The sequence below is a fragment of the Bradyrhizobium sp. P2_E8 genome (assembly GCF_056403875.1).
On the sequence record NZ_JBFUES010000119.1, the window covers coordinates 1 to 11,958 of the forward strand.

11 protein-coding genes are annotated in these 11,958 nt (G+C 64.6%); 6 read left to right on the plus strand and 5 right to left on the minus strand.

Annotated features, from left to right (window positions below):
- Together rfbG and rfbF are read right to left on the minus strand one after the other, a co-directional pair.
- The coding region (gene rfbG / locus AC1D00_RS09330; RefSeq protein ID WP_477010468.1) for a CDP-glucose 4,6-dehydratase at nucleotides 1–817 on the minus strand (817 nt) is incomplete at its 3' end.
- Nucleotides 814–1,584: a glucose-1-phosphate cytidylyltransferase gene (rfbF, locus tag AC1D00_RS09335; RefSeq protein ID WP_477010469.1), complete on the minus strand. Its 771-nt coding sequence runs from the start codon at nucleotides 1,582–1,584 to the stop codon at nucleotides 814–816. The genes rfbF and rfbG, both read right to left, overlap by 4 nt.
- Before the next feature lie 203 nt (nucleotides 1,585–1,787).
- Here rfbF and AC1D00_RS09340 point away from each other — a divergent pair, with 203 nt between their 5' ends.
- Nucleotides 1,788–2,726 (plus strand): glycosyltransferase family 2 protein, encoded by a 939-nt coding sequence (locus AC1D00_RS09340; protein ID WP_477010470.1) that lies wholly within the window; start codon nucleotides 1,788–1,790, stop codon nucleotides 2,724–2,726.
- 76 nt (nucleotides 2,727–2,802) lie between these two features.
- Here AC1D00_RS09340 and AC1D00_RS09345 read toward each other — a convergent pair whose 3' ends face one another.
- From AC1D00_RS09345 to AC1D00_RS09355, 3 genes are all read right to left on the minus strand, one after another.
- Nucleotides 2,803–4,020 carry a hypothetical protein gene (locus AC1D00_RS09345; RefSeq protein WP_477010471.1) on the minus strand — a complete coding sequence of 406 codons (1,218 nt, stop codon included), beginning with the start codon at nucleotides 4,018–4,020 and terminating at the stop codon, nucleotides 2,803–2,805.
- A 12-nt stretch (nucleotides 4,021–4,032) separates the two neighbouring features.
- Nucleotides 4,033–4,875, minus strand: coding sequence for a hypothetical protein (locus AC1D00_RS09350; protein WP_245284270.1), 843 nt, complete (start codon nucleotides 4,873–4,875; stop codon nucleotides 4,033–4,035).
- Nucleotides 4,876–4,967: 92 nt separating this feature from the next.
- Nucleotides 4,968–5,708, minus strand: a complete 741-nt coding sequence (locus AC1D00_RS09355; protein ID WP_477010472.1) for a hypothetical protein — start codon at nucleotides 5,706–5,708, stop codon at nucleotides 4,968–4,970.
- A gap of 284 nt (nucleotides 5,709–5,992) precedes the next feature.
- Here AC1D00_RS09355 and AC1D00_RS09360 point away from each other — a divergent pair, with 284 nt between their 5' ends.
- The 5 genes from AC1D00_RS09360 to neuB all read left to right on the plus strand — a co-directional run bounded on the left by AC1D00_RS09360 (nucleotide 5,993) and on the right by neuB (nucleotide 11,799).
- Complete coding sequence (locus AC1D00_RS09360; RefSeq protein ID WP_477010473.1) at nucleotides 5,993–7,195, plus strand: HAD-IIIA family hydrolase; 1,203 nt, start codon at nucleotides 5,993–5,995, stop codon at nucleotides 7,193–7,195.
- 133 nt (nucleotides 7,196–7,328) lie between these two features.
- Nucleotides 7,329–8,348: an NAD-dependent 4,6-dehydratase LegB gene (locus tag AC1D00_RS09365; RefSeq protein ID WP_027545060.1), complete on the plus strand. Its 1,020-nt coding sequence runs from the start codon at nucleotides 7,329–7,331 to the stop codon at nucleotides 8,346–8,348.
- Nucleotides 8,341–9,561 (plus strand): LegC family aminotransferase, encoded by a 1,221-nt coding sequence (locus AC1D00_RS09370; RefSeq protein ID WP_477010474.1) that lies wholly within the window; start codon nucleotides 8,341–8,343, stop codon nucleotides 9,559–9,561. The genes AC1D00_RS09365 and AC1D00_RS09370 overlap by 8 nt, the downstream gene beginning before the upstream one ends.
- Nucleotides 9,554–10,732, plus strand: a complete 1,179-nt coding sequence (neuC, locus tag AC1D00_RS09375; RefSeq protein WP_477010475.1) for a UDP-N-acetylglucosamine 2-epimerase — start codon at nucleotides 9,554–9,556, stop codon at nucleotides 10,730–10,732. Before AC1D00_RS09370 ends, neuC begins: the two co-directional genes overlap by 8 nt.
- Nucleotides 10,729–11,799, plus strand: coding sequence for an N-acetylneuraminate synthase (neuB, locus tag AC1D00_RS09380; RefSeq protein ID WP_477010476.1), 1,071 nt, complete (start codon nucleotides 10,729–10,731; stop codon nucleotides 11,797–11,799). The genes neuC and neuB overlap by 4 nt, the downstream gene beginning before the upstream one ends.
- Nucleotides 11,800–11,958: the final 159 nt, after the last annotated feature.

Sequence of the window (11,958 nt, forward strand, 5' to 3'; positions counted from 1 at the left end):
GGCGATCGACCAGCCAGCGCACCGTGCGCACGCTGTCCGCATCGGGACCGAAATTCCATTCGCTGGAGAAGCCGATCGGGTCGTGCCACAGATGCTCGGCGAGCAGAAGATAGCCGGACAGCGGCTCGAGCACGTGCTGCCAGGGCCGCACGGCATCGGGATTCCGGACCGGCACCGGCTGGCCACTGCGGATCGCCGCGATCACGTCGGGAATGAGACGATCCTGGGCCCAATCGCCGCCGCCAATCACATTGCCGGCACGGGCGCTGGCAAACCCGATCCGGCTGGTTCCGCTGAAAAACGACGAACGGTAGGCCGCCGTGACCAGTTCCGCGCAGGCCTTGCTGCTGGAATAGGGATCCTTGCCGCCGAGCGGATCCGCCTCACGGTAGCCCCAGACCCATTCCCTGTTGTCGTAGCATTTGTCGCTGGTGACGTTGACCACCACGCGCACGTCCGAATTCCGCACCGCCTCGAACACGTGCACGGTACCCATCACATTGGTCGCGTAGGTGCCGACCGGGTCGTCGTAGGACGCGCGCACGATCGCCTGCGCCGCCATGTGAAACACGATCTCGGGCTGAAACCGCTCGAACGCTGCCTTGACCGCGGCGGGATCGCGGATGTCGGCGAAGACCGACAGGGTGTCCTGCGCGGTCTGCGCCAGATCGAACAGGTTGGGCGTCGTCGATGGCGGCAGCGCGAGCCCCGCGACCTCGGCGCCGAGATGGCGCAGCCAGGCCACCAGCCAGCCCCCCTTGAAGCCGGTATGGCCAGTGACGAGAACGCGCTTGCCCGTCCAGAAGCCAGCGTTCATTGCCAACGCCTCCAGGGCGCCCGCCCGCTGTCCCAGAGCTGCTCCAGATGAAGCTTGTCACGCAGCGTGTCCATCGCCTCCCAGAAGCCGGTGTGGCGGTAGGCCGCGAGCTGTCCGTCCTGCGACAGACGTTTCAGAGGCTCCTGCTCCCAGATCGTGCTGTCGTTGCCGAGATAGTCGAAGATCGCAGGCTCCAGCACGAAGAAGCCGCCGTTGATCCAGCGGCCGTCGCCCCGCGGCTTCTCCTCGAAATGCTGGACGACGTCGTGGTCGATATCGAGTGCGCCGAAGCGCGCCGGCGGCTGAATCGCGGTCACCGTCGCATGGCGCCCGTGGGCGCGATGAAACTCGCGCAACGCGCCAATGTCGACGTCCGCGAGCCCGTCGCCGTAGGTCATGCAGAACGTCTCGTTGCCGACATAGTCCCTGATGCGCTTGAGACGGCCGCCGGTCATGGTGTTCAGGCCGGTGTCGACCAGCGTCACCTTCCAGTGTTCGGCGAACTTGTTGTGCACTTCCATCGAATTATTGGCGAGGTCGAACGTCACGTCAGCCATGTGAAGGAAGTAGTTCGCGAAATATTCCTTGATGACATAGGACTTGTAGCCACAGCAGATGATGAACTCGTCGATGCCGTGCGACGAAAAGATCTTCATGATGTGCCACAGGATCGGCTTGCCGCCGATCTCGATCATGGGTTTCGGCTTAACGTGGCTCTCTTCGGTGATGCGAGTCCCGAACCCACCCGCCAGAATCACGGCCTTCATGCTCATACCCGTCCAGCCGAAAAGGTCACATCAGAACGATTAGCCCAGCCTTGTCAACAAGATCGGGCGCCCGCCACCCCTTCGGGAGCGGTTGAAGTTGTCCACTTACCTGCTAAAGAAACGATTGAAAGATGGCAACCCCACCACCGGGGGCGCCGCCATCCGTCCGATTCCGCCCGCGGTAAGGACGTCCTGGAGGATGGATGCGGAAGAAAATCAGCCTTGTGACGCCCTGCTACAACGAGGAGGCGGGAATCCGCGAGTGCTACGCGGCGCTCAAGGAGATCTTCGAGCGCGAGCTTCCGGGCTATGAGCGCGAGCACATCTTCTGCGACAATGCCTCGACCGACCGGACCGTGGAGATCCTCAAGGAGATCGCGGCCGAGGACCCGTCCGTCAAGGTCATCGTGAACGCCCGGAACTTTGGCGTGCTGAGGAACACCTATAACGGTGTGCTGGCCTCGACCGGCGACGCCACCGTGCTGTTCATGCCCGCCGACCTGCAGGATCCGCCGTCGCTGATCCCGACCTTCGTCAAGCATTGGGAAGACGGCTATGAGATCGTGTTCGGCATCAGAGCCCGGCGCGAGGAGCCGTTCCTGAGCCGTACGGCCCGACATCTGTACTACAAGATGATCAGCCGCATGTCCTATGTCGACTACCCTGCCGACGTCGGCGACTACCAGCTCGTCGACCGCAAGGTGCTCGAGGCGATGAAGCAGTTCGAGGACGTCCAGCCCTTCATGCGCATGATGCCGTTCGAATGTGGATTTCGCTCGATCGGCGTGCCCTACACCTGGCTGGCGCGCAAGCACGGCATCTCGCGCAACCGCCTGTCGAGCCTGATCGACCAGGGTCTGCTCGGCGCCATCAGCTTCTCCACCGTGCCGCTGCGCACGGCGTTTTTCTGCGGGCTGATCATCTCGTCGCTGAGTTTCGCTTACGCCTTCATCGTATTCCTGCTCAAGATTGCCGGCTTCGACATCGGCCCGCACGGCATTCCTACCATCATCATAGGCCTGTTCTTCTTCGGCGGCGTCCAGCTCTTCTTCCTTGGCGTGCTCGGGGAATATATCGTGGCGATCTTCAATCAGGTCCGGCGACGGCCGATCGTGGTCGAGCGTGAACGGGTCAATTTTTGACCGTCCTTCCGTTCCACCGCGTCTTGCACGCGCAGCGACGCGGACCGGCGTGAGGGCGAGCAGTCTTTTCCTGCCGCTATCCGACGACGCGATTTTCCGGCTGATCGTCGCGCCCCGCGTCGAGGAGCCTCCCCAGCGCTTCGCACGCCACGAAGGCTAGCCCGGCGAGCGGCGGCCCGAGCAGCCGCGTCTCGGAGAAATCGGCGATCAGAAACACGATGCCGAGATAGATCACCGCGGACGGCACGACGGCCGCCATGGTCCGCGTGACCTTCGTCGCCCTCACGACCACTATGGCGATGAAGGGCGCGGCAACCGCAATCGCGAGCTTGAGGCTCGCGATGTTGCCCAGCGGCTTGCCGAGGAAATCGCCATGCATGATCAGGAACGATCCAAAGTTCGCGTTCGGGTGCAACGAGATCAGCACTTTCGGAACCGCAAGCGAAATGCCGACCAGGATGACGAAGACAATCCATTCCCGGCGATCGGGCCATCGCCTCTCGAACAACGCGAGGCTCAGCAGCACAAAGGCCGTCGAGAACACGACGTCCGTGCGCGCGAAGCTTATGATGAGGCCGGAGATGATCGCGGCCGGGTAGCGGCGGGAGACCAGCAGAAATAATTGCCAGACGAAGCCGCCCATCAAGAACACCGCGCCCATGCGGCCGGCAAAGATCGCGGTCTGCGCATAGAACGCGACGGTGAACAGGCAAAGCCACGTCGCGGTTCGCGTCAGAAGCAATGTTCCCAGCGAGAACACGGCCAGAAACGAGAGCGAATCGAACATGTAATTGATTGCGATGTGCGTACGGAACGTCGATCTGCCGACGTGGTCGTCGCCCATCACCCGGACGTAAACCTCCACGACGTCGGAGATCAGCGGCCGGATGATGCCCTCGACCATGTCCATGTGAGCAAATTCGCGCTCGTGGTCGAGACTGAACTGCATCTGCCCGCGCAGCAGATTGGCCTCGTGGGCGGTAATGGACAGCGCCAGGCAGCAACTGACCAAAAGCCCCAGCATCAGCGGATGAAGGAAACTCCTACGAAGGACCAGGAGGAGTCCGATCGGCATCAGCGCCAACAGCCCGTACACGGCCAGGCCGAAGTACCGCCAATTGCCGGGAAGGTAGCGGTCGGGCAGCTCCAGCTTCCACCACACGATCGTCGTGATGTTGGTGACGATCCAGAATCCCAGCACCATCTTGAGCGAGGGCGAAGCGACGTCGTCTTCGATGTTGAAAAGTTGCTCCAGGCGACCGGAAAACCTCGCCAATAAACCCTGTGATACCACGTGCGGCCCGTCCTAATGCTGGAGGATGCCAGCGAGGTTCATGTGTGCGGGGCGCGAATGCTCAATGCCCAGCAGCGTCCGCCGGTTATCGTTTGTACGCTGCAAATGCAAGCTCGCGAGCGTCATGCCGGTGCAGGTCGTGACCGTCGTGCCGCGCCCGCCGAACGGTGCGAGAAAGTCGAACACGCGGCTGCCGAATATATCCACGACCGACATCTCCCGCGCACCGAGCGGCGCAATCTCGCCGAACTCGCCCTCGATCTGCTCGCCGTCTCCGCGGATCAGCTTCGACGTCGGCCGCGCCGCATGCGCGTATTCAGGATCGGAGGAATGATTGATCAGCATCAGGCTGCTGACGATGTCGCTGGTCGCGATGATCTTCGGATTGATGCCGGTGAACCCGACATGCGCCTTGAGCCTGCCCTCGTTCAGCGGCCGGGCGAACGCGCCGGTACGGTAGATCGCGACATTGTCCTGATCGACATAAGTCATCGAATAGCTGGCGGGCGAGGAACGAAAGCCGTCCATACGCCCGCGCGACATCACGGCGACGACCACATAGTCGTCCTGCGGCAGCTTGAGTGACGCGAACAGACGCGACAGCTCGACCTCGACGGTGGCACCCGGCGCATAGTCTTCCGGGAACTCGTAGGTCGCGCGGTAATCGCCCTGACGCGACAGGATGTGCAGCTTGAATCTGAGCTTCTTGCTGAAGCCCGAGGCGACCAGGCTGGCGAGCTCGGGAACGAGATCCTTGACCGTTTCGCGAAAGTTCTTCCGCAGGCTGCCGGCGATGAGGCTGCGGAGATATCTGATGTCGACCGGACGGTACCAGGCAGGGATCGAGAAACCCATGCGCGACTCGACCCCCGCAAAGGTCGGGAACATGAACCTGGGCTCGTAAGGTTTCCAAGGACTGGACGAGAAACGTGTCACGGTCGCGGCCTCTAGAAATGATGCAAGCTGAACTTGCCGTTGGCAAATTCATAATAGCTGAACGGGCTGGCGATGTTGGTGCCCTTGAACTCCAGGGCGAACCCCTCGCTCGCACCCACCAGTCTTTCGGCCTCGGGAAAAAGGTCCAGCGTGCTGATGCGGACCGCGCCCATCGGCGCGATTTCCGGGAGCGCACGCTCGCCCAGGGCGGTGCCGTCCAGAGCCATGAGTCGGGCCGTCCCCACCGAGACGCCTTCGGGCGCCATGCAGGAGTTCACCAGCACCACGCCCGACTCCTTCAGGAAGCGCGTCAGGTAGGACTGCATCCAGGCGGAGGTCGGGAACGGCGCTGCCGCGACGGGCTCGCGCTCGTGCGACAATGTTATCGCGCCGTGCTGCGAGAAATATTGTGCGTAATAGCCGGTGGTCACCTTTCGTCCGGGACGAAGCTTGGTCTCGTGTTTCGGTACCAGCGTCATTGCCACCGTTCCCGAAATGCGCGGACACAGCTCCGATGTCGGCAACTGCAATTGTCCGTCGACGCCGAGCGCCTTGTGGAAATATCCAGCCTGCTTGCCCGCCCCGTCGAAGAACCAGACATGGGCATCCACGTCCGGATTATCCTTCATGAAGATCGAGAAGTAGTTGAATGCGCAGACTTCCGTCGTGACGGTCTCGTCGTTGCGCAGGTAGAGCACGGCAGGCGGATAGCCCCTTGCGACGGCCTCGCTAATCTGCAATTCACCCGGCATGCGGCGAAACTCGGCGGGAAGCAACGATCAGGCCCGATTGGCCGGCGGATAGCGAAGATTGCGCCCGGATGTTCTCGCCCGCCTGCTAAAAATCCTGCACAATTCGACGGATGTTTACGCTTAGCCGCATGTGGAATCAACTGTGGATGGAGCTGCGCCGCACCTTCGGAAAATCCGGCACAACGCCCCCCAACTGGCGCGGAGACCAGTGAAGCGGTATGGACATTGGAATGACACCTGCTTTTTCACCGACAGATCGATCGATGTCGCAAAATCCCCGCTCCATGTTGAGACAGGCCGTCATCCTGGTCGGCGGGCTGGGCACACGGCTGGGTGAGCGCACCAGGCTGGTGCCGAAGCCGATGCTCGACGTCGGCGGGCGGCCGTTTCTCGACACACTGATCGACGAGCTCGTCCGCTATGGCGTGTTCGATGAAATCCTCCTGCTTGCGGGCCACAAGGCGGAGATCGTCGAGACGCACTACGCCGCAGCCGCCAGGGGACAGGCGCAAATCGTCGTGTCGCGCGAGACCGAGCCGCTCGGCACCGGCGGCGCTCTCGTGCATGCGCGCGACCTGCTGCAGGACCGCTTCCTGCTGCTCAACGGCGACTCGCTGTTCGACTTCAACCTGCTCGACCTGATCGCGCACGCGCAAGGCGGGCGCGTTCACATGGCACTGCGCGACGGCGTCGTCGGGGATCGCTACGGGCGCGTCGCGCTCGACGGCGACATCGTGCGCGACTTCATCGCGCCGGGTGCGGGCGCCACGGGACCGGTCAATGCCGGCATCTACGTCGTCGACAAGTCCGTTATCGCCGATATCGCAAAGCTTCCCGCCTCGCTCGAGCAGGACGTGTTCCCCGGCCTCGTCAGGTCCGGCGAGCTGCGCGGGACGGCTTATCGCGGCTATTTCATCGACATCGGCATCCCCGATGACTTCGCGCGAGCCGACCGCGAGCTGCGCGAGACGCTGCGGCGTCCCGCCGTGTTCTTCGACCGCGACGGCGTGCTCAACCATGATTCAGGCTACACGTTCGAGACGCACAAGCTCGAATGGATCGATGGCGCGCGCGAGGCCGTGAAGGCGGTCAACGACGCCGGCTATTTCGCCTTCGTCATCACCAACCAATCCGGCGTCGCGCGCGGCTACTACGAGGAGCATCACGTCGTCGCCCTGCACCGCTGGATGGCGGAGCAGATGGCGCTGATCGGTGCGCATATCGATGCGTTCGAATATTGCCCCGATCATCCCGACGGAACCGTCGCCCGCTATTGCCGCGTCAGCGACCGGCGCAAGCCGGCGCCGGGCATGATCACCGATCTCGCACAGCGCTTTCCGGTCGACCTGACGCGCAGCATGGTGATCGGAGACAAGGACAGCGACATGGCGGCGGCGCAGGCCGCGGGCCTTGCGGGCCACTTGTTTGAAGGCGGGAATCTGGAGGCGTTCGTGAAGCAGCGCCTGAACGCGGCCGGCAAGGCCTAGGGGCGCGTCACGAAAACTGCTGCATCCCCGGGCATTTGGGGGTCCCGGGCGCTGCTCTGTTGCGCGCAACCGCCAGTGTGCTATAGCGCCATCTTGTTGCGAACACTGGCTTAATCGCCTTCTGGGGTCCGGCATGGCAGATCTGAGGGACGCCCGCGTCCTCGTTACCGGCAGCGATGGCTTCATCGGTTCGCATGCCGTCGAGGAGCTGGTGAAGGCCGGGGCCCGCGTCAAGGCGATCGTCTACTACAATTCCTTCAATTCCTGGGGCTGGCTGGACACGGTTCCAGCCGACATCATGAAGTCCGTGGAGGTGGTGGCCGGCGACATCCGCGATCCGCATTTCATGATCGCGGCCGCCAGCGGTTGCACCGACGTGCTGCACCTGGCGGCGCTGATCGCGATTCCCTTCTCCTATGTTGCGCCCGATTCCTACGTCGAGACCAACGTGCGCGGCACGGTGAACGTGCTCCAGGCGGCGCGCCTGGCCGGCGTGCGGCGCTTCGTGCAGACTTCGACCAGCGAGGTGTACGGCACGGCGCAAATCGTGCCGATCAAGGAAAATCATCCGCTGGTCGGCCAATCGCCCTACTCGGCCTCGAAGATCGCCTCCGACCAGATGGCGCTGTCGTTCCAGGCCTCGTTCGACATGCCGGTCGTCGTCATCAGGCCGTTCAACACCTACGGACCGCGTCAGTCGGCGCGCGCGGTCATCCCGACCATCATCAGCCAGATCGCGACCGGCAAGCGCAAGATCCGTCTCGGTGCCGTCAGCCCGACGCGCGATTTTTCCTTCGTCACCGACACCGCGCGCGGTCTGATCGCCGGCCTCACCGCGCCGGCCGAACAGAGCGTCGGCCAGACCATCAATCTCGGCAGCGGCTTCGAGATATCGGTCGGCGCGACCGTCGAGATGATTGCCGACGTGATGGGCGTCGACATCGAGATCGAGACCGACGAGGCGCGCCTGCGGCCGGCCAACAGCGAGGTCGAGCGGCTCTGGGCCGACAATTCCAGGGCGCGCCAGCAGCTCGGCTGGGCGCCGGAATTCGGCGGGCTCGACGGCATGCGCCGTGGCATCGAGAAGACAGTCAGCTGGTTCACCAACCCCGCCAATCTCAGCCGTTACAAGGCGGACGTCTACAATGTCTGAGGCAACGGTGGGCACTGCTGTAACCGGATCCGACGCGCGCGCGTTCGATCCCAAGGCCGTGGTCGACGCCGTCCGGCGCGCGGCCGGCACGCCCAACGGGGTCCTCGGCCTGCACGAGCCCGTGTTCGCGGGCAACGAGGTCGCCTATCTCGAAGAGTGCATCAAGAGCACCTTCGTCTCCTCGGTCGGCCCGTTCGTCGACCGTTTCGAGCGCATGCTGGAAGAAGTGACGGGCGCCAGGCGGGCCGTCGCCGTCGTCAACGGCACCGCGGCGCTGCACGCCTSCTTCAGGCTGGCCGGCGTCGAGCCCGGCGAGGAAGTCATGTCGCCCGCGCTGACCTTCATCGCGACCACGAACGCGATCGCCTATTGCGGGGCGATGCCGCATTTCGTCGACAGCTCGCTCACGACGCTCGGCATGGATGCGCGCGCCCTTGCCACGCGGCTCGAGGCAATCGCCGAGCGGACCACCAGGGGCGTGATCAATCGCGAGACCGGACGCCGCATTGCCGCGATCTCGCCGATGCACACGTTCGGACATCCCGTCGAGCTCGACGAGATCGCCGCGATCGCGCACGAGTGGGGCATTGCGCTGGTGGAGGATGCCGCGGAATCGCTGGGCTCGACCTACAAGGGCCACGCCGTCGGATCGCAGGCCCGGCTCGCGGCGCTGAGCTTCAACGGCAACAAGATCGTCACTACCGGCGGCGGCGGCGCCATCCTCACCAATGACGAGGAATTGGGGCGCCGCGCCAAGCATCTCACCACCACCGCGAAGCTGCCGCACAAATGGGCCTTCGTGCACGACGAGATCGGCTTCAACTACCGCCTGCCCAACCTGAACGCCGCGCTCGGCTGCGCGCAGCTCGAGCAGCTCGACGGATTCCTGGCGAGCAAGCGCCGGCTGGCTGCAGCCTACGAGCGCGTCTTTGCGAACGTGCCCGGCGTGCGCTTCTCGCGGGAGCCCGAGGGCACCACGAGCAATTACTGGCTGAACGCCATCCTGCTCGACGAGGCGTATGCGCAGCGGCGCGACGACGTGCTCACGGCGTTGAACGAAGCCGGCTTCGGCGCGCGTCCCGCCTGGACCCTGATGCACCGCCTGCCGATGTTTTCGCAAAGCCCGCGCGGCGATCTCGCCACGGCCGAATCGATCGAGCGGCGGCTGATCAACCTGCCCTCGAGCGCCAGCATCCGGGCCCGCGATGAATAGCATCGCACGAAAGATCTGCTTCGTGACCGGCAGCCGTGCCGATTTCGGACTGCTGGTCTGGCCGATGCGCGCGATCCGCGAGACATCAGGCCTGACGCTTCAGCTCATTGCCACCGGCATGCATCTCGCGCCGGAGTTCGGCTACACCTTCAACGCCATCCGCGACGAGGGATTCGAAGCCGACGAGCGCGTCGAGACGTTGCTCGCCAGCGACACCGGTGCCGGCGTCGCGAAATCCGTCGGGCTCGGCGTGATCGGCTTTGCCGATGCCTTCGCGCGGCTGCAGCCGGATCTCGTCGTCGTGCTCGGCGACCGCTTCGAGATGTTCGCGGCCGCGCAGGCCGCGATGTTCATGCGGCTGCCGATGGCGCATCTGTTCGGCGGCGACGTCACCGAAGGCGCGGTCGACGAGTCCATTCGTCACGCCATCAGCAAGATGTCGCATCTGCATTTCACCAGCAACCGGGGCTCGACGCAGCGGCTGACGCAGCTCGGCGAGGATCCGTCCCGCGTTCACACCATCGRCTCGGTCGGCATCGACGCCATCAGGCATCTCGACCTGATGGACCGCGACGGTATCGGCCGTGCGGTCGGCATGCCGCTCGGCGAGCACAATGCGCTCGTGACGTTCCATCCGGTCACGGTCGAGGCCGGACGCTCGATGACCGAGCTGGACGAGCTGTTCGCGGCGCTGTCCACGCTCGATCCCGCCTTCCGTCTCATCTTCACGCTCGCCAATGCCGATGCGGAGGGACGCGCGCTGAACGACCGGACCAAAGCCTTCGCGGCGGGCCGGCCGAACACCATCGCGGTCGCCTCGCTCGGACAGCTCCGTTATCTCAGCCTGATGAGCCAGGTGGACGTGGTGATCGGCAATTCGTCGAGCGGCATCCTCGAAGCGCCGTCATTCGGCGTTCCCACGGTCGACGTCGGCGACCGCCAGAAGGGGCGCGAGCGCGCGGCTTCGGTGTTTCACGCGGCATCCGAACGCGGCGCCATCGGCGCCGCCATCTCGCAAGCGCTCGGGCGCGGCCGTCAGGCCACCGTCAACCCCTACGGCGACGGCGACTCCAGCCGGCGCTTTGCCGACATCATTGCCGGCATCCCCGATTTCGGACAGCTTCTGAAAAAGGGCTTCTACGACCTTCCCGCAAGCGGAGCGCGGCCATGACGACGCACACGCTGATCATCGCGGAAGCCGGCGTCAATCACGACGGCAGCCTGGAGAAGGCACTGGCTCTGGTCGATGCGGCAGCCGACGCCGGCGCCGACATCGTCAAGTTCCAGACCTTCAACGCCAAGGCGCTGACGAGCGGCGCGGCGAAGAAGGCCGACTATCAGCAGCGCACGACGGACGCCGCAGAGAGCCAGCTCGCGATGCTGGAGCGGCTCGAACTGCCGCCGGCCGCACACCACACGCTGATTGCGCGCGCGGCCGAACGCGACATCGAATTCCTGTCGACGCCGTTCGATGATGCTTCGCTCGGCTTCCTGCTGTCGCTGAAGCTGCCGCGCATCAAGATCGGATCGGGCGATCTCACCAATGCACCGCTGCTGCATGCGGCGGCGAGGGCCGGCGCGACACTGATCCTGTCGACGGGGATGGCGACACTCGGTGAGATCGAGGAAGCGCTGGGCGTATTGGCCCATGGCTACGCGCAGCGCAGCGATCCTGCCGGCGTCGTCTCGTTCCGCGCGGCATGGCGCGATCCTGCGGCGCGCACCGCGCTCGCGCGGCACGTCAGCCTGCTGCATTGCACGACCGAATATCCCTGCCCCATCGCGGATGTGAACCTCGCCGCGATGGCGACGATGCGATCCGCGTTCCTGCTTCCGGTCGGCTATTCCGATCACACCGACGGTTTCGAGATTTCGGTGGCCGCGGTTGCCCTAGGCGCCACCATCATCGAGAAGCACCTGACGCTGGATCGCAATGCGCCCGGTCCTGACCACGCGGCCTCGCTCGAGCCGGACGATTTCGGGCGGATGGTGAGCGCCATTCGCAAAGTCGAAGCCGCACTCGGCGACGGCGTGAAGACGCCGAGAGAGTCAGAGGTCAGGAATGTGCCGGTGGCGCGCAAGAGCATCGTGGCGGCACGCGCGCTGCGGGCCGGCGAGATCATCGGCCCGGCCGACATCACCGCCAAGCGGCCGGGCGCAGGCCGGCCGCCGATCGACTATTGGTCCTTGATCGGAACGGCGGCGCCGCGGGCGCTCGAGCCGGACGATCCGGTTTAACGATGCGGCTTGGCAGGCCCCCCGCGCATGCTCGCCGCCGGCCTGCGTGCATCGATCTCAGCAGCCGGCCGCGGGTCTTCAAATCACTGATTCGGCCCACGAAACGCCGGGGTTGACGGCGCCTCTCGCAGCCGCGATATAGCAGGCTCAGCCGTGGGC